Source organism: Brevundimonas sp. (assembly GCF_030704825.1).
Lineage (GTDB): Bacteria > Pseudomonadota > Alphaproteobacteria > Caulobacterales > Caulobacteraceae > Brevundimonas.
This window is the reverse complement of sequence record NZ_JAUYNX010000038.1, coordinates 45,395-60,420: the sequence shown is the minus strand read 5'-3', so window position 1 is coordinate 60,420 and position 15,026 is coordinate 45,395. Positions and strand designations below refer to the sequence as shown.

The 15,026-nt window shown below is 69.4% G+C and carries 18 protein-coding genes and 1 tRNA gene; 13 read left to right on the top strand and 6 right to left on the bottom strand.

Annotation, left to right across the window (positions count from 1 at the left end; genetic code table 11):
* Nucleotides 1-151: 151 nt before the first annotated feature.
* The 6 genes from Q8Q71_RS16420 (at nt 152) to Q8Q71_RS16395 (ending at nt 4,271) form a co-directional block, all read left to right on the top strand.
* On the top strand, nt 152-1,216 hold the full coding sequence (locus Q8Q71_RS16420) for an isoaspartyl peptidase/L-asparaginase family protein (RefSeq protein WP_305760669.1): 1,065 nt from the start codon (nt 152-154) through the stop codon (nt 1,214-1,216).
* Nucleotides 1,213-1,584: a cupin domain-containing protein gene (locus tag Q8Q71_RS16415; RefSeq protein WP_305760668.1), complete on the top strand. Its 372-nt coding sequence runs from the start codon at nt 1,213-1,215 to the stop codon at nt 1,582-1,584. The genes Q8Q71_RS16420 and Q8Q71_RS16415 overlap by 4 nt, the downstream gene beginning before the upstream one ends.
* A complete protein-coding gene (locus Q8Q71_RS16410) occupies nt 1,584-2,090 on the top strand; it encodes an isoprenylcysteine carboxylmethyltransferase family protein (RefSeq protein ID WP_305760667.1) in 507 nt (168 codons plus the stop codon). The genes Q8Q71_RS16415 and Q8Q71_RS16410 overlap by 1 nt, the downstream gene beginning before the upstream one ends.
* Nucleotides 2,081-2,347 (top strand): hypothetical protein, encoded by a 267-nt coding sequence (locus Q8Q71_RS16405; protein WP_305760666.1) that lies wholly within the window; start codon nt 2,081-2,083, stop codon nt 2,345-2,347. Before Q8Q71_RS16410 ends, Q8Q71_RS16405 begins: the two co-directional genes overlap by 10 nt.
* A 116-nt stretch (nt 2,348-2,463) precedes the next feature.
* Nucleotides 2,464-3,219, top strand: a complete 756-nt coding sequence (locus tag Q8Q71_RS16400; RefSeq protein WP_305760665.1) for a hypothetical protein — start codon at nt 2,464-2,466, stop codon at nt 3,217-3,219.
* Nucleotides 3,220-3,263: 44 nt separating this feature from the next.
* Nucleotides 3,264-4,271: a fumarylacetoacetate hydrolase family protein gene (locus tag Q8Q71_RS16395; protein WP_305760664.1), complete on the top strand. Its 1,008-nt coding sequence runs from the start codon at nt 3,264-3,266 to the stop codon at nt 4,269-4,271.
* Here Q8Q71_RS16395 and Q8Q71_RS16390 read toward each other — a convergent pair.
* Nucleotides 4,268-4,585 carry a hypothetical protein gene (locus Q8Q71_RS16390; protein ID WP_305760663.1) on the bottom strand — a complete coding sequence of 106 codons (318 nt, stop codon included), beginning with the start codon at nt 4,583-4,585 and terminating at the stop codon, nt 4,268-4,270. The two genes, Q8Q71_RS16395 and Q8Q71_RS16390, sit on opposite strands and share 4 nt — an antisense overlap.
* A 174-nt stretch (nt 4,586-4,759) precedes the next feature.
* On the opposite strand from Q8Q71_RS16390, the gene Q8Q71_RS16385 reads away from it, so the two are divergent.
* A tRNA-Leu gene (locus Q8Q71_RS16385) sits at nt 4,760-4,844 on the top strand.
* A 16-nt stretch (nt 4,845-4,860) separates the two neighbouring features.
* On the opposite strand, the gene Q8Q71_RS16380 is transcribed toward Q8Q71_RS16385, so the two are convergent.
* The 4 genes from Q8Q71_RS16380 to Q8Q71_RS16365 form a co-directional block, all read right to left on the bottom strand.
* A complete protein-coding gene (locus Q8Q71_RS16380) occupies nt 4,861-5,409 on the bottom strand; it encodes a hypothetical protein (protein ID WP_305760662.1) in 549 nt (182 codons plus the stop codon).
* A gap of 62 nt (nt 5,410-5,471) precedes the next feature.
* Nucleotides 5,472-5,885: an arsenate reductase (glutaredoxin) gene (gene arsC / locus Q8Q71_RS16375; protein WP_305760661.1), complete on the bottom strand. Its 414-nt coding sequence runs from the start codon at nt 5,883-5,885 to the stop codon at nt 5,472-5,474.
* A 1-nt stretch (nt 5,886) separates the two neighbouring features.
* Nucleotides 5,887-6,942: an ACR3 family arsenite efflux transporter gene (arsB, locus tag Q8Q71_RS16370; protein WP_305760660.1), complete on the bottom strand. Its 1,056-nt coding sequence runs from the start codon at nt 6,940-6,942 to the stop codon at nt 5,887-5,889.
* Between the two features lie 3 nt (nt 6,943-6,945).
* Entirely contained in the window at nt 6,946-7,296 is a 351-nt protein-coding gene (locus Q8Q71_RS16365; protein ID WP_305760659.1) for a helix-turn-helix transcriptional regulator, read from the bottom strand.
* Between the two features lie 22 nt (nt 7,297-7,318).
* Between Q8Q71_RS16365 and arsH the strand changes: the two genes are divergently transcribed.
* The 6 genes from arsH to Q8Q71_RS16335 all read left to right on the top strand — a co-directional run bounded on the left by arsH (nt 7,319) and on the right by Q8Q71_RS16335 (nt 14,091).
* A complete protein-coding gene (gene arsH, locus Q8Q71_RS16360; RefSeq protein ID WP_305760658.1) occupies nt 7,319-7,993 on the top strand; it encodes an arsenical resistance protein ArsH in 675 nt (224 codons plus the stop codon).
* Between the two features lie 80 nt (nt 7,994-8,073).
* Nucleotides 8,074-9,330 (top strand): multidrug effflux MFS transporter, encoded by a 1,257-nt coding sequence (locus Q8Q71_RS16355; protein ID WP_305760657.1) that lies wholly within the window; start codon nt 8,074-8,076, stop codon nt 9,328-9,330.
* Between the two features lie 94 nt (nt 9,331-9,424).
* A complete protein-coding gene (locus Q8Q71_RS16350) occupies nt 9,425-11,386 on the top strand; it encodes a M1 family metallopeptidase (RefSeq protein WP_305760656.1) in 1,962 nt (653 codons plus the stop codon).
* A gap of 3 nt (nt 11,387-11,389) precedes the next feature.
* Nucleotides 11,390-12,700 carry a serine hydrolase gene (locus tag Q8Q71_RS16345; protein ID WP_305760655.1) on the top strand — a complete coding sequence of 437 codons (1,311 nt, stop codon included), beginning with the start codon at nt 11,390-11,392 and terminating at the stop codon, nt 12,698-12,700.
* Between the two features lie 109 nt (nt 12,701-12,809).
* Nucleotides 12,810-13,913 (top strand): 4-hydroxyphenylpyruvate dioxygenase, encoded by a 1,104-nt coding sequence (gene hppD, locus Q8Q71_RS16340; protein ID WP_305760654.1) that lies wholly within the window; start codon nt 12,810-12,812, stop codon nt 13,911-13,913.
* On the top strand, nt 13,906-14,091 hold the full coding sequence (locus Q8Q71_RS16335; RefSeq protein ID WP_305760653.1) for a hypothetical protein: 186 nt from the start codon (nt 13,906-13,908) through the stop codon (nt 14,089-14,091). The genes hppD and Q8Q71_RS16335 overlap by 8 nt, the downstream gene beginning before the upstream one ends.
* 103 nt (nt 14,092-14,194) lie before the next feature.
* On the opposite strand, the gene Q8Q71_RS16330 is transcribed toward Q8Q71_RS16335, so the two are convergent.
* Complete coding sequence (locus tag Q8Q71_RS16330; protein WP_305760652.1) at nt 14,195-14,980, bottom strand: sulfite exporter TauE/SafE family protein; 786 nt, start codon at nt 14,978-14,980, stop codon at nt 14,195-14,197.
* Nucleotides 14,981-15,026 lie beyond the last annotated feature (46 nt).

The window sequence follows — 15,026 nt, the reverse complement described above, 5'->3', positions numbered from 1 at the left end:
GGCGTCCCTTCCCCGTCCTCCCGTCCAGGCTTCGTCACGCCCCATCCTCGCCCCGTTCGGGTCGAGACTACCGGCTGTCCCCGCCGCGGTCGGCCCTTGAGTTGAGCTCGCGCTTGGCCGACGCTGCCGCCCCGTTTTCGGAAGACCGACCATGTTCGTTTCCCGCCTGATCCCCGCCGTCATCTCCCTCGCCCTGCTGGCCGCGCCAGCCGCAGCCCAGGACGCGCCGCACTGGTCCTTCGCCATCCACGGCGGCGCCGGGGTGATCGAGCGCGACAGTCTGACGCCCGAACAGGACGCCGCCTACCGCGCCGCCCTGCATCGCGCGCTGGAGGCGGGATCGGCGGTATTGGCTGGTGGCGGCTCGTCGCTCGATGCGGTCCAGGCCGCCATCGAACTGATGGAGGACGACCCGCTGTTCAACGCCGGGCGCGGGGCGGTTTTCACCGCCGCCGGGCGCAACGAGCTGGACGCCGCCGTCATGAACGGCTCGGACCTGACCGCCGGCGCCGTGGCCGGCCTGACCACCACCCGCCACCCCATCGCCGCCGCCCGGGCGGTGATGGAGCGGTCGCCGCACGTCATGCTGATCGGCGAAGGCGCCGACACATTCGCCGCCTCGGTCGGGCTGGAGCAGGTCGACCCGGCTTTCTTCTTCACCGAGCGTCGCTGGCGGGGGCTGGAGACGGCGTTGCGGGCGCAGAACCTGCCGATCCCTTCGCGGCCCGCCGGCGCGCCCGGGCCGCAGGCGGAGAATGCGCTGCCCGCCCCGCCGTTGAACGAGCGCAAATTCGGCACCGTCGGCGCGGTGGCGCTGGACAGCGAGGGCCGGCTCGCGGCGGGCACCTCGACCGGCGGCATGACCGCCAAACGCTGGGGTCGGGTCGGGGACGTCCCGGTGATCGGGGCGGGGACTTACGCGTCCAACGCCGACGGCTGCGCGGTGTCGGCGACGGGCGATGGGGAATTCTATATTCGCGCCAGCGTCGCCCGCGACATCTGCGCCCGCATCGCCGGCGGATCGACGACCCAGGGCGCGGCGCAGGCCGAGGTTGACGACGCCCTGGCGCTGGGCGGCTCGGGCGGGGTCATCGTCATGAACACGGGAGGGCGTCCGAGCTTCGCCATGACCAGTTCCGGCATGTATCGCGGCGCGGTGTCGAGCGACGCCCCGGCCGGCGTCGCCATCTACGGCGACGAGGACCTGCGGCCGTGACCCGGGGCGCCGTCCTCGACCTGGCCGACAAATTCGCGGCCTTCTCCGACCACTGGCGGCCGCGCGTCGCGGCGCAGCTGAACGGGCAGGACGTGCGGCTGGTCAAGGTTCAGGGTGTCTTCCCCTGGCACAGCCACGCCGACGCCGAGGAGATGTTCCTGGTCTGGAAGGGCCGGTTCCGGGTCGAGTTCCGCGACCGGGTCGAGACACTCGGCCCCGGCCAGTTGATCGTCGTGCCGCGGGGCGTCGAGCACCGCACCGGCGCCGACGAGGAAGCCGAGGTGCTGATCTTCGAGCCGTCCGACGTGATCAATACGGGCGACGCCCATGTCTCGGTCTTCACAGCTCCGCGGGGACAGACGATCTGATGGCCAAGCCCGACATTCCCGGCGTGATCGCCCCGCCGCCGCTGATCTATCTCGGTTTCCTGCTGGCCGGCTGGGGCTTGGCCGAGCTCGGGGCGCGACCCGGGATCGTCGAGGCCGGCTTCGGCTGGCTGGCGGTTGAGTTCGGCCTTGACCTGTCGGTCCGGCGCGCCGTCGCCCTGGGCCTGATCGTCGGCGGCCTGCTGCTGGACGGCATGGCGGCGGGCCTGTTCCGCCGCCGGGGAACGGCGGTCGAGCCGTGGAAGCCTTCGACCGTCCTGATCAACGACGGCCCGTATCGCCTCAGCCGCAATCCGATCTACGTCGGCTTCGCGGTCACCTATGCGGGTCTGGCCATCGCCATGAACAGCTTGACCGCCCTGCTCCTGCTGATCCCCTGCCTGTTCGTGGTCGACCGGTTCGTCATCCAGCGCGAGGAACGCTACCTCGCCGCCAAATTCGGTCCGGCCTATGACGTCTATCGCCGGGAGGTCCGCCGATGGCTGTAGGCGACGACGAACTGTCGGCCATGGCGATCGAGGAGCTGGATCAGGCCTGCAGCCTGATCTGGCCCGAGCTGATCAAGATCACGCCCTGGGGCGACAGCTTCATTGGCATCGCCCCCTCGGGCCGCGAGGTCGAGGTCGAGCGCCGCTACCTCTGGGCCCACGAACCCGAGGGCGCCGTGGCCGTCGAGGTCGAGGTGCGAGACGCCGGCGCCCGTACAGGGGCCGAGGCCCGGGCGCTGATCACGCCGCCGCGCTGATCGCTCGCCTCCGACGGGAAACCGCCGCGCCGTTAACCTTTCCCGTTGCCAAGCGGAGCCGTCGGGGCAAGATGCGCGCCGGACGACCGTCGCGGTCCGGCAAGAGGGGGAGCAGCATGTCCTACGGCGCCGACTTCGCCAACGCCGACCCGGCCAACGCCCCGCTGGACGCGCCGCTGTTCATCGGCGCCGATCCCTTCATCTGGGGAGCCATCCTGCTGGGGCTGGCCGCCGCCCTGCTGCTGGGCTGGTATCTGGGGGCCCGTTCCAGCACGCACCGCGACGATGCCGCGCACGCGATCTGGACGGCCGTCAGCGACGCCGCCCGATTGGCCATGACCGCGGACGACAACGCCCTGAAGGGCCGCGCCGAACATCTGCTCAAGGTCGTCGACAGCCGCCTGGGCAAGACGCTCGGCCTGGCCAGGGGCCTGTCGGGGCGGATCGGCAAGCTCAGGGACGCCGTCGACGGCAAGGGTCCGGCCGAGGCGCACGGCCACGGACATGGCAACGGCCATGGCGGGGGCCATGGAGCCGGGCACGGCGCCCACGCTCCCGCCCACGACGCCCATGCCACCCACGATGTCCTGGCGACCCCCGCGGTCACCATCGTCAACGTCCATTCCGCCGCCCCGGCCCATGCGCCCGCCGAGCATCACCCGCCGACCCATGACGCCCGGCACGAGAAGCGCGACCTGACCCAGCGCGAGCAGACCGACGCCCTGCGTCTGGCCGTCGCGGCCTTCAACCAGCACTGGCGCGATGAGGCCCACCGGGTCGCGGAACTGCGGGCCGCCCACGCCGAACTGTCCAACCCGGGGTCGGGCCGTGCGCCCGCCGGGCGCATCAGCGGAACCCGCGCCAAACACTGAAAACCCGGTTTCGCCCCCCGGCGAAACCGCCTAAGCCTTGAGCCATGAAACTCGCTTCGCTCAAGCACGGCCGTGACGGTCGCCTCGTCCTCGTCTCCAGCGACCTCGCCTGGTTCACCGACGCCTTCCTGATCGCCCCGACGCTGCAGGCGGCGCTTGACGACTGGGACCGGCTGGAACCCGACCTGCGCGCCCTGGCCGAAAGCCTCGAACACGGCGGCGTGCCGCGCGGCCGCTTCCACGAGCGCGAGGCCGCCTCGCCCCTGCCCCGCGCCTACCAGTGGGCCGACGGCTCGGCCTATGTGAACCACGTCGCCCTCGTGCGGCAGGCGCGGGGCGCCGAAATGCCCGACAGTTTCTGGACCGACCCCCTGATGTACCAGGGCGGGTCCGACGGCTTCCTGGCCCCGCGCGATCCGATCCCGCTGGCCGACGAAAGCTGGGGCTGCGACCTCGAGGCCGAGGTGGTGGTGGTCACGGGCGACGTGCCCCAGGGCGTGACCCGCGAAGAGGCGCTGGGCCATATCCGCCTCGTCGGTCTCGTCAACGACGTGTCCCTGCGCAATCTGATCCCGGCCGAATTGGCCAAGGGCTTCGGCTTCGTCCAGTCCAAGCCCGCCTCGGCCCTGTCGCCGGTCTTCGTCACCCCGCGCGCGCTGGGCGACCGCTGGGCCGACGGCAAGCTGAAGGGCGAATTGAACGTCCAGCTGAACGGCGCCGATTTCGGCAAGGCCGACGCGGGCATCGACATGACCTTCGATTTCGGAACCCTGATCGCTCACCTGGCGAAGACCCGCGCCCTGTGCGCCGGGACCATCATCGGCTCGGGCACCGTCTCCAACCGCGACGCCGGCGGCGGACCGGGCAAGCCGGTCAGCGAGGGCGGACTCGGCTATTCCTGCATCGCCGAGGTGCGCACGGTCGAGACCCTGCTACGCGGCAAACCCGAGACGCCCTTCCTCAGGGCCGGCGACACCGTCCGCATTGAGATGCTGGATGACCACCACCACTCCATCTTCGGGGCCATCGAGCAAACGGTGGAGGCGGTCTAGGCGCCCGCCAGTCGCAACGCGACCTCCAGCGCCTCCTCAACTGACATCTGCGCCATGGTCGGCGGCGGCCCTTCCGCGACGACCTCGTCGCGGCCGCGCGGCTCGGTCCACACCTGCAGGGGTTTGTCATCCGGCAGGGCTACCAGATCGGCGCTGATCGCCCGCCGGAAGGCTTCCGGGTCGGCCAGGGCGATAAAGCGATGAGCCTCGGTGCTCGCCGCGTGCGGGTTCGCCGTCTCCTGCGCCATCACGGCCGCCGGTCCCTGGCAGGACAGCAGGACGGCCGAAACAACCGCCAGCATCACACGCTTCATCTCGACCTCCGGGTTTCGGGAAGCAGAGGCGGCGAACCGCCTCTTCGGATGCGCGGGACGGATTAAGCTTTCGACAGCTGCACGGCCCGTTCCGGGCCACGTCCTTTGGCGGATTGACCCGGGCGGACGGCCCACGCTACCAAGCCCGCCTGCCGAGAAGACCGGGCGGCCTGTGCGGGCGTGGTGGAATTGGTAGACGCGCCGGACTCAAAATCCGGTTCCGAAAGGAGTGCCGGTTCGACCCCGGCCGCCCGCACCATACAATCCCGGCCGCGTCAGTCCGCGGGCGGCAGATATTCCGCCGGAATGGGCGCCGCGGGTGTCTCGGCCTGCCAGTAGACGCTGAGAATCCACCAGCGCGATCCGTCGTCGAACAGCTGGATGCTGTTTATGCCGCGCGCGAAGGGCCGCGGGTCCGACAGACGGTGCAGGCTTTCATAGCTGGACCAGACGTGGGCGATGCGGCCGAACCGTTCCGCGCGGCGGGCGATCTCGCGTTCATGAAAACCCTCGGCCAGCAACAGGGGTTCGCTGCGGGTGATGTATTCGTCGGGCGTGACCGAGCGGACGACACCCTGACCCTCGCGATTCACGCCCGAGGGCGCCAGGCGCGCGGTCGGGTGGAACAGGGACCGGAAGCGAGCCCAGTCACGGGGGACTCCGGCGTCGCCCGAGATGACGCCATAGAGGGCCGCGACGATGGCCTCGGGCGTGGCGACGTCGGCCGGGGCGGCGGTGGAGGGAACTGTCGGGGCCGGCGCCTGGGCGGCGGCCGGAGCGGCGCAACCGAGGACCAGCGCGGCCGCGAGTATCGAAAGACGCATCGAAAATCCTCCCCTGATCAAGGGAAGTATGCCGGGGCGCCAGGCGGGGCGCCAGCGCCGGCTTATCGAAGGTCGACCACTTCCCCGTCTTCCTTGACGAAGCGGTCGGGCCGACGATCCAGCAGATCGAAGACCTTTTCGGACGGCCGGCACATCGCGGCGCCACGCGGCGTGCGGACGAGGGGGCGGTTGACCAGGACCGGATGCGCCAGCATCGCGGCCAGGATCGCGTCGTCCGGCGTCGAGGCGTCCAGCAGCCCCGGATCGATCCCGGCCGCCTCCTTCCCGCGCAGCGCCTCGCGCGGCGTCAGCCCGGCCTCGGCGAACAGGTCGCGCAGCTGGTCCGCCGTCCAGCCGGCCTGCAGATAGTCGACCACCTCGGGCCGGTAGCCGGCGGCCTCGACCATGGCCAGGACGTTGCGCGAGGTGCCGCAGGCGGGGTTGTGAAAGACGGTGACGGGGAAGGCGTCGGACATGTCAGCGCTCCTGTTCGGCGTTGCGGCGGACGGCGGGCCCGGCCTCGTACCAGCCCTTCGACCGGTTGACGATCCAGACCACCGACAGCATCACGGGAACCTCGATCAGCACGCCGACCACGGTCGCCAGCGCTGCGCCGGAGTTCAGCCCGAACAGGCTGATCGCCGCGGCCACGGCCAGTTCGAAGAAGTTGGACGCCCCGATCAGGGCCGACGGTCCGGCGACGCAATGCGCCTCGCCCGCGGCCCGGTTGAGCCCATAGGCGAGGGCCGAGTTGAAATAGACCTGGATCAGGATCGGGACGGCGAGGATGCCGATGACCAGCGGCTGGGCCAGGATTTGCTCGCCCTGGAAACCGAACAGCAGGACGAGAGTCGCCAGCAGGGCGGTGATCGAAGCCGGGCCGAGCCGGTTCAGGAGCCGCTCAAGTCCCGCCTCGCCGCGCCGCGCCAACACCATCCGGCGCACGATCTGGGCCGCAATGACGGGCAGGATGATGTAGAGGCCGACCGAGATCAGAAGCGTCGCCCACGGCACGGTGATCGCCGCCAGCCCCAGCAGCAGGCCGACGATCGGGGCGAAGGCGACGATCATGACGGCGTCGTTCAGCGCCACCTGGCTGAGGGTGAAATTCGGCTCTCCGCCGGTCAGGCGGCTCCAGACGAAGACCATGGCCGTGCACGGCGCCGCCGCCAGGATGATCAGGCCGGCGACGTAACCGTCGATCTGGTCGGCCGGCAGCCATGGCCGGAACAGAACCGCGACGAACAGCCACGCCAGCAGCGCCATCGAGAACGGCTTGACCGCCCAGTTGACGAACAGGGTCACGCCGATGCCGCGCCAGTGGCGCCCGACCTGTCCCAGGGCGGTGAAATCGACCCTCAACAGCATGGGGGTGATCATCAGCCAGATCAGGCCGGCGACCGGCAGATTGACGCGCGCCACCTCGATCCGGGCGATCTGTGCGAAGGCGTCCGGCGCCAGCCAGCCGAGCCCGATCCCGACGACGATGCACAGGAAGACCCAGAGGCTGAGCCAGCGTTCAAATACAGACATGGGTCAGACCTTCGCGGGCGCACAGGCCGCGCGCCGGGCCGCCGCGGCGACCGGGGCGCAGACCTCCGCCGCGCCGCCGCAGCAGTCCGCGGCCAGCCAGGCCATCAGTTCGCCCATCCGGTCGAACCGCGCCGAATAGATGATGGACCGGCCGTCGCGACGCGACTGCGCCAGACCGGCCTGAGCCAGCAGGGCGAGATTGGCCGACAGGGTGTTGGGCGGGGTGCCGAGGCTTCGCGCAATCTCTCCGGCCGCCACGCCCGTCGGCCCGGCCGACACCAGCAGGCGAAAGATTTTCAGACGTCCCTCATGGGCGAGGGCGGACAGGCTTTCGACCGCGGTTGTCATTTCCATATTTCCAGAATATCAGAAATGAATGCTCGATCAACCCACGCCCGACACCCGCTTCCTCGACGCTCCTGATTCATCGCGGCTGGAGCCCGGGCGCCGGTCGGACCATCCGCCACGAATCCTGCTGCTGTACGGCTCGTTGCGGGAACGGTCGTACAGCCGGTTCGCGACCGAAGAGGCCGCCCGCATTCTGGAGCGGCTCGGCTGCGAGATCCGCATCTTCGACCCGCGCGGCCTGCCTCTGCCCGACTCGACCGACGCCGATCACCCGAAGGTGCGGGAGCTCCGCGCACTGTCGCTGTGGTCCGAGGGTCAGGTCTGGTGCAGCCCGGAACGCCACGGCGCAGTGACCGGCGTGATGAAGAGCCAGATCGACTGGCTGCCGCTCAACAGCGGCGGCGTCCGACCGACCCAGGGGCGCACCCTGGCCGTCATGCAGGTATCCGGCGGGTCCCAGTCCTTCAACGCCGTCAACGGCCTGCGCCTGCTCGGACGGTGGATGCGGATGATCACCATCCCCAACCAGTCCTCGATCGCCAGGGCCTGGCGGGAGTTCGACGAGGCGGGCCGCATGAAACCCTCGGCCTATTACGATCGCGTCGTCGACGTCATGGAGGAGTTGGTGAAATTCACCCTGCTGACCCGTGACCGCTCAGACTATCTGGTCGACCGCTACAGCGAGCGGCGCGCCGCCGGCTGAAGCCCTGATTTCGTGCTTCATCCCGGTGATTTCGCGCGGCCCCTGTTGCGCCGGGCGCCTGCGATCCGCATCTGCCCCCGATGACCGCCCCGACCCTTGCGCCTGCCGCCGCCGTGAAGGGGCCCGGGTTTGCCGAATTCGTCGCCCTGATCGCCATGATGATGGCGTTGAACGCATTGGCCATCGACTCGATGCTGCCCGCCCTGCCCGCCATCGGCGAGGCGCTGGACGTAGCGTCCGAGAATAGCCGCCAGTGGGTCGTCACGGCCTATCTGCTGGGTTTTGGCGTGACCCAGATCATCTACGGACCGCTGGCCGACCGGTTCGGACGCAAGCCGATCCTGATGCTCGGCCTCGGCCTCTATGTCGTGTTCAGCGTGCTGGCCGCCTTCTCGCCGACGTTCGAGTTGCTGATCGCCGCCCGGGTCGGAACCGGCGTCGGCGCCGCCGCCCTGCGGGTGCTGGCCGTTTCGATCGTGCGCGACCGCTATGCGGGCCGGACCATGGCCCGGGTCATGTCGCTGAGCTTCCTCGTCTTCCTCGGCGTGCCGATCCTGGCCCCGTCGCTGGGCCAGGCCATTCTGACCGTCGCGCCCTGGCCCTGGGTGTTCGGCGTCCTGGCGCTGGGCGGAGCCGCCTTCGCGATCTGGGCCGCCATCCGCCTGCCCGAGACCCTGCACCCCGGGGACCGGATGCCGATCCAGGTCGGCCGCATCGCCTCGGCCTTCCGCCAGGCGCTGACCAACCGCCAGTCGATCGGCTACACCCTGGCCATCACCGCCATCTCGGGCGCCCTGTTCGGCTTCATCAATTCCAGCCAGCAGATATTCTTCGACGTCTTCCATGAGCCGCGGCTGTTCACGATCGTCTTCGGACTGATCGCCGGCGGCATCGCCGTAGCCTCGCTGCTGAATGCGCGGCTGGTCGAACGGCTGGGCTCGCGGCTGATCTCGCACACTGCGCTGCTGGGGTTCATCGTCATGTCGGCGGTCCATGCCGCGGTGGCGCTGACCGGCCACGAGACGATCTGGACCTTCGCCGTCCTGCAGGCCCTGACCATGTTCTGCTTCGGCTTCATCGCCGGCAATTTCGGCGCCATGGCCATGGAGCCGATGGGCCACATCGCCGGCACGGCATCTTCGGCACAGGGGTTCATCTCCACCACCTTCGGAGCGTCGCTGGGCTTCCTGATCGGCCAGCAGTTCAACGGCTCGGCCGCGCCCATGACCGTGGGCTTCGTGGCGCTGGGGCTCACCGCCCTTGTCTTCGTCCTGATCGCCGAGCGCGGACGGCTGTTCAAGGCGCGAAATCCTGCCCCGTTTCTGGCTGCCTCTTGATCTTTTCGGCCCGCCGGGGCGTTGTCCCGGCAGGAAACGAACCCGTCCCGACCGTCCGAGCAGGAACGGCGGGCCTTCTGGTCAAGGACATCCGATGATCCGCACGCTTGGACTGGTCTCCGCCCTCGCCCTCGCGACGGCTCTGGGAGGATGCGCCTCCATGCCCGGCTTCGGCCCAGTGTCCGGCTCCGACATGCCGCCTCTCCCGGCCTCGGCCGCCGCGCCCGCCGAGTATGCGCGGGACGCCCACACCTACGCCCGGCCCGAAATCGCCCATGTTCGCCACGTCGCCCTCGACCTGACCGCCGACTTCCGGGCCCACACCCTGTCCGGCACAGCGTCGCTCGACATCCAGGGCCTCCCCGGCGCGACCGAGGTGGTGCTGGACGTCAAGAATCTGGACATCCGCAACGTCACCGACGCCGCCGGAGCGCCGCTGCAGTACGAGACCGGGGCCAACGACGCCATCAAGGGCCAACCCCTCACGGTGCGCTTCCCGGCCCTGGCCGCGGGCGAAACGCGCCGCGTCGTCGTCGCCTATTCGACCCGCCCGGACGCGGCCGCCCTGCAGTGGCTGACCCCGAGCCAGACGGCCGGCGGCGAGAAGCCCTATCTGTTCAGCCAGGGGCAGGCGATCCTGACCCGCACCTGGGTCCCGACCCAGGACAGCCCCGGCATCCGCCAGACCTATGACGCCCGCATCGTCGCCCCCGCCGACCTGCGCGTCGTCATGAGCGCCCAGCAGCTGACGCCCGACGGCGAGGCCGCCGGTCCCGGCATGAAGGCCTGGCGCTTCCGCATGACCAATCCGGTTCCGCCTTATCTGATCGCCATCGGCGTCGGCGACCTGGCCTTCGCCGCCATTGATGAACGCACCGGCGTCTTCACAGAGCCCTCGCGGCTGGCCGCCGCCCGCGCGGAACTGGCCCCCACGGCGGACATGGTCGACGCCGCCGAGCGGCTGTACGGCCCCTATCGCTGGGGCCGGTACGATCTGCTGGTCCTGCCGCCCTCCTTTCCGTTCGGCGGGATGGAGAATCCGCGGCTGACCTTCGCCACCCCGACCATCATCGCCGGCGACCAGTCGCTGGTCTCGCTGGTCGCGCATGAACTGGCGCATAGCTGGTCGGGCAACCTCGTCACCAACGCCACCTGGAACGATATGTGGCTGAACGAGGGGTTCACTGTCTATTTCGAGAACCGCATCATGGAGGCCCTGTATGGCAGGGACCGCGCCCTGATGCTGGCCTCGCTCGGCTGGGGCGACCTGCAGGACGAGATGGCCGGCCTGCCGCCCGCCGACACCCGCCTGCACCTGGACCTCGAGGGCCGCGATCCCGACGAAGGCCTGACCGACGTCGCCTATGAGAAGGGCGCCGCCTTCCTGTTCACCATCGAACGCATCGTCGGGCGCGAGCGGTTCGACGGCTGGCTCAAGGGCTATTTCGAGCGCAACGCCTTCCGCCCCATGACCACCGACCTGTTCCTGCGGGACATCCGAAGCCATCTGGTCGCCGGCGACGCCGGACTGGAACGCGAGCTGATGATGGACGCCTGGATCTATCAGCCTGGCATGCCGTCGAACTGGCGCCCGCCGGTGTCCAACGCCTTCGGTCCGGTTGACGCCGCCGCCCGCGCCTTCTTCGCCGACAGGGGTCCGGCTTCGGCCGTTCCGTGGGCGGGCTGGTCGACGCAGGAACGGCAGCGCTTCCTCGCCTGGCGTCCCGACGGCGCGCGAGACGGCGCGGACTGGCTGACCGCCGCCCAGCTGGCCGATCTGGAATCGACCCTGAACCTGCGCGAGGAGGGCAACGCCGAGGTGCTGTATTCCTGGCTGCAGATCGCGGTCCAGCACCGCTACCAGCCGGCCGTGCCGACGCTGGAGCATTTCCTGACCACCCAGGGACGCCGCAAATTCGTCCTGCCGCTGTTCACCAGCCTGTGGGCCGAGGGCGACTGGGGCCGTCCGATCGCTACCCGCATCTACGGCCGGGCCCGCCCTGGCTATCATCCGGTGACCACCGGTTCGGTCGACGCGGTGGTGGGCCGGCCGTAAGCCATGCCTCTGGATCGCCGCCGCCTGATCGCCGCGGCCGCCGCCCTTCCGTTGACAAGCGGGGCAGGCGTGAGGTCGGATGTGGACGCCCTGGCGGCGCTGGCTGATCCGTCGCGGCGGGACACGGTCATGGGCTTCGGCGTCGTCGCGCGGGACGGCGCCGGCCGGACGGTGCTCGAACGGATCCATGGCGAGGGCCGGCTGACCGTGGGCGGCGCGCTCCAGGCCCGCCCCTTCACCCTCGACGCGCCGATGCGCATCGCCTCCGTCACCAAGATGGTCGTGATGACCGCGCTGATGACCCTGGTCGAGCAGGGTCGCCTGTCGCTCGACGACGACGCCGGCGATCTGGCCGGCTTCCCCCTTCGGCATCCGGCCCATCCCGGCGTGCGCATCACGCCGGCCATGCTGGCGAGCCACACCTCCAGCCTGAGGAATGGGCCCAGCTATCCCGTGCCGCTGGGCCGTCCTCTGTCCGAGGCCTTCGCCGCCGGCGGGCGGCATTTCGACGGCGGCGACTGGTTCGCGCCGCCGTCCGAGCCGCCGGGCTTCTTCGCCTATGCCGACGTCAATTTCGCCGTCCTCGGCCAGATCGCCGAGTGCGTTTCCGGCGAACGTCTGGACCGGTTCGTGAAGCGCACGGTGCTGAACCCGCTCGGGCTGGAAGCCGGACTGAACTGGAGTGGGGTCGGCGACGCCGTCCGGGCGCGGGCCTCGGCCGCCTGCCGGATGGTCGACGGCGCATGGGCGCCGCAGGTGGACGGCGAGGTCGCGCCCGCGCCCGCCATACGGATCTCCAACGCGCCGGAATCCCCAGCCCTGACGGCTGACGACTATGTCATCGGCCAGAATGGCTTCGTCTTCTCGCCCCAGGGCGGATTGCGGGCGTCCGTGCGCGATCTCGACCGGCTGGCCCGGTCGTACGCGGGCCACGGCGGCGTCCTCTCCATCGCCTCGCGAGCGACGCTGGACCGGATGTGCGCGCCCATCTGGACCTACGATCCCGCCCGGCCCAATGGCCATACCGACCGGGGTCTGCTGCAGGGTTGGGGCCTGTCGGTGCATGTTCCGACGGGCCGCGAGGGCGATGCCTTCTTCGGTGCGGACAGCGCCGCCTGGCGCGGGCATTTCGGCGAAGCCTACGGCCTGCAGTCCGGCCTGTTCTGGAACCGCCGCGACGGCCGCACCCTGGCCTATATGATCTCCGGCACCCCCCGCCCGGCCGAGGGCCTGTCCGGCGCCCGCCTGGCCGCCTCGCCATGGGAGGAGGTCATCCTCGACGCCGCCCTGGCCGCATGGGCCGCCGCCGGATGACGCGCCCGTGAGCGCGGCGCGCCTTCCCTTTGGCCCTTCGCCCCCCTAGGTTCCGGCCACAAGAACGGCCCCGCAAACGGCTACGATCGACACGCTCAGGAGACGCCCCATGCACGACGCGCCCCAATCCGACGCGGCGACCCGCCTCGACAAGGAAAACCCCCTCGGCGTCGACGGCTTCGAATTCGTGGAGTTCACCGGCCCCGATCCGGCCTCCATGGTCGCGCGCCTCGAGATGATGGGTTTCACCCAAACGCATGTGAACCCGGCCAATGACGTGGTGCGGTTGAAACAGGGCGACATCACCCTGCTGGTCAACCGCTCGCCCAAGGGGCAGGCGGGAGAGTTCGCGCGTGAGCACGGCCCGTCCGCCAACGGCATGGCCTTCCGCGTCGCCGATGCGAAGGCGGCCTTCGAAGGCGCGGTGTCGCGCGGCGGTCGCCCTGCCGAAGGCCACGACGGCGGCGCGCTGGGCGGCGGCTATCGCTATGTGCTTCAGGGTATCGGCGGCTCGCTGCTGTATCTGGTCGACCAGTATGGCGACGCCGGTTCGCTGTACGACGGCTGGGACGAGATCGAGGGCTGGGAGGAGGCCGAGCGCAAGAACTCCGTCGGCCTGTTCATGCTGGACCACCTGACCCACAACGTGCGGCGCGGCCAGATGCGCACCTGGTCCGGCTTCTACGGCGACGTCTTCGCCTTCGAGGAGCAGAAATATTTCGATATCAAGGGCAAGGCGACCGGCCTGTTCTCCCAGGCCATGATCGCGCCCGACCGCGCCATCCGCATTCCGCTGAACGAGAGCCAGGACGACAGTTCGCAGATCGAGGAATTCCTGCGCCGTTACAACGGCGAGGGCATCCAGCATATCGCCCTGGCCACCGACGATATCTTCGAGACGGTGGAAGAGCTTAAGCGCCGCGGCATCCCCTTCCAGGACACCATCGAGACCTATTTCGAACTGATCGACAAACGCCTGCCGGGGCACGGCGAGGACGTCGAACGCATGCGCAAGAACCGCATCCTGATCGACGGCTCGGACGAGGAAGGCCTGTTGTTGCAGATCTTCACCCAGGACACCTTCGGCCCGATCTTCTTCGAGATCATCCAGCGCAAGGGCAACCAGGCGTTCGGCGAGGGCAATTTCCAGGCCCTGTTCGACTCCATCGAGCTGGACCAGATCCGGCGCGGCGTCATCAAGGTGGATGCCTAAGCCCCCGGCGTGGCTGCCCTGGCTCGGCCCGCTGCTCGCGGCGGGAGTCGGGGCGGCGGTGGGCGAATATGGACTGGGCGGCGGCTTCTGGACAGTGCTGATCGCGGCCCTGGTCGGGGGGTTCGCGCCGATCATGGGCTATCGCCTCTGGAAGTGGCGGCATCAGCGCGGGGGATAGGCGCCAGACTCGCCCGGAAGTCCGTCAGGGGTGGATGGACGATATCCGCCCTCCAGGTTGCGGGTTTCGAGTCAGTCCGCAACGGGCGGGAAACCGTCGCAGGTCAGCCGAGCATGCCGGCAGCGAGCGCTGCGCCAATCACAAGCATCAGAGCCGCGACACTGTATCGGATCGCCCCAATCGTGAGCTTGTCGAGATTGCGCGTGGCGACAAAGGCTCCACCGAAAGCGGAGAGCGCGCCCACCAGCACCAACAGGCCCTCATGCCCGGCGAAATCCAGCCCAGCTGCCGAGAACGAGGCGGCGTAGGTTGCGAGGCGGGACAGATCGACCAGAACGGCAATCATCACGCCGGTGGCGATGAACCGTTCTGGCCGAAGACCAGATCGCAGAAGGAACATCGAGCGGAACGCTCCCTGCTGCCCCGTGAGTCCGCCGAAAAAGCCCGTGATCAAGCCTCCTGCCGGGACAAGTCGGGGCGGGGCTTTGAGCCTTTGAAACCACTGTTGAAGCTCCAGCAAGGCGAAGATGATCATCAGCAGACCGATGGTCAGACCCGCTCCGGTCGGTCCGAACTCCTGGCCGAACGCGTCCCACTCGAACAAGCGAGACGTATCCCCGAGTAGCGACAGGACCCATGCCCCGAACACTGCTGCGGGGACCGCTGGAATGCCGAACGCCAGAACCGTCCGCCAATCCACTTGGGTCCAGAGCAGGGCGCCCTTGAAGAGATTGTTCAGGAGGTGGACGATGGCCGTCGCCGCGACTGCGATCGGCGCATCAAGAAATAGCGCAAACGCGGGAAGCAGAAGCGTGCCGAGCCCGAACCCCGAATAAAGAGTGAGCGCGGAGGCCAGCGCCGCCACTAGCGCAATAAGGGCAATGTCCATTCCCGGCTTCATACGCGATCGGGCGATGTGTGTCCGCCATGGGGTT

Excerpts from the sequence above, each read along its gene's own strand:
- Q8Q71_RS16365 (WP_305760659.1), bottom strand. The coding sequence starts at position 7,296 with ATGGAAATGACAACCGCGGTCGAAAGCCTGTCCGCCCTCGCCCATGAG.
- hppD (WP_305760654.1), top strand. The coding sequence starts at position 12,810 with ATGCACGACGCGCCCCAATCCGACGCGGCGACCCGCCTCGACAAGGAA.
- Q8Q71_RS16395 (WP_305760664.1), top strand. The coding sequence starts at position 3,264 with ATGAAACTCGCTTCGCTCAAGCACGGCCGTGACGGTCGCCTCGTCCTC.
- Q8Q71_RS16330 (WP_305760652.1), bottom strand. The coding sequence starts at position 14,980 with ATGGACATTGCCCTTATTGCGCTAGTGGCGGCGCTGGCCTCCGCGCTC.
- arsH (WP_305760658.1), top strand. The coding sequence starts at position 7,319 with ATGCTCGATCAACCCACGCCCGACACCCGCTTCCTCGACGCTCCTGAT.
- Q8Q71_RS16350 (WP_305760656.1), top strand. The coding sequence starts at position 9,425 with ATGATCCGCACGCTTGGACTGGTCTCCGCCCTCGCCCTCGCGACGGCT.
- Q8Q71_RS16400 (WP_305760665.1), top strand. The coding sequence starts at position 2,464 with ATGTCCTACGGCGCCGACTTCGCCAACGCCGACCCGGCCAACGCCCCG.
- Q8Q71_RS16355 (WP_305760657.1), top strand. The coding sequence starts at position 8,074 with ATGACCGCCCCGACCCTTGCGCCTGCCGCCGCCGTGAAGGGGCCCGGG.
- Q8Q71_RS16380 (WP_305760662.1), bottom strand. The coding sequence starts at position 5,409 with ATGCGTCTTTCGATACTCGCGGCCGCGCTGGTCCTCGGTTGCGCCGCT.
- Q8Q71_RS16335 (WP_305760653.1), top strand. The coding sequence starts at position 13,906 with ATGCCTAAGCCCCCGGCGTGGCTGCCCTGGCTCGGCCCGCTGCTCGCG.
- Q8Q71_RS16410 (WP_305760667.1), top strand. The coding sequence starts at position 1,584 with ATGGCCAAGCCCGACATTCCCGGCGTGATCGCCCCGCCGCCGCTGATC.
- Q8Q71_RS16420 (WP_305760669.1), top strand. The coding sequence starts at position 152 with ATGTTCGTTTCCCGCCTGATCCCCGCCGTCATCTCCCTCGCCCTGCTG.
- arsB (WP_305760660.1), bottom strand. The coding sequence starts at position 6,942 with ATGTCTGTATTTGAACGCTGGCTCAGCCTCTGGGTCTTCCTGTGCATC.
- Q8Q71_RS16390 (WP_305760663.1), bottom strand. The coding sequence starts at position 4,585 with ATGAAGCGTGTGATGCTGGCGGTTGTTTCGGCCGTCCTGCTGTCCTGC.
- Q8Q71_RS16345 (WP_305760655.1), top strand. The coding sequence starts at position 11,390 with ATGCCTCTGGATCGCCGCCGCCTGATCGCCGCGGCCGCCGCCCTTCCG.
- arsC (WP_305760661.1), bottom strand. The coding sequence starts at position 5,885 with ATGTCCGACGCCTTCCCCGTCACCGTCTTTCACAACCCCGCCTGCGGC.
- Q8Q71_RS16405 (WP_305760666.1), top strand. The coding sequence starts at position 2,081 with ATGGCTGTAGGCGACGACGAACTGTCGGCCATGGCGATCGAGGAGCTG.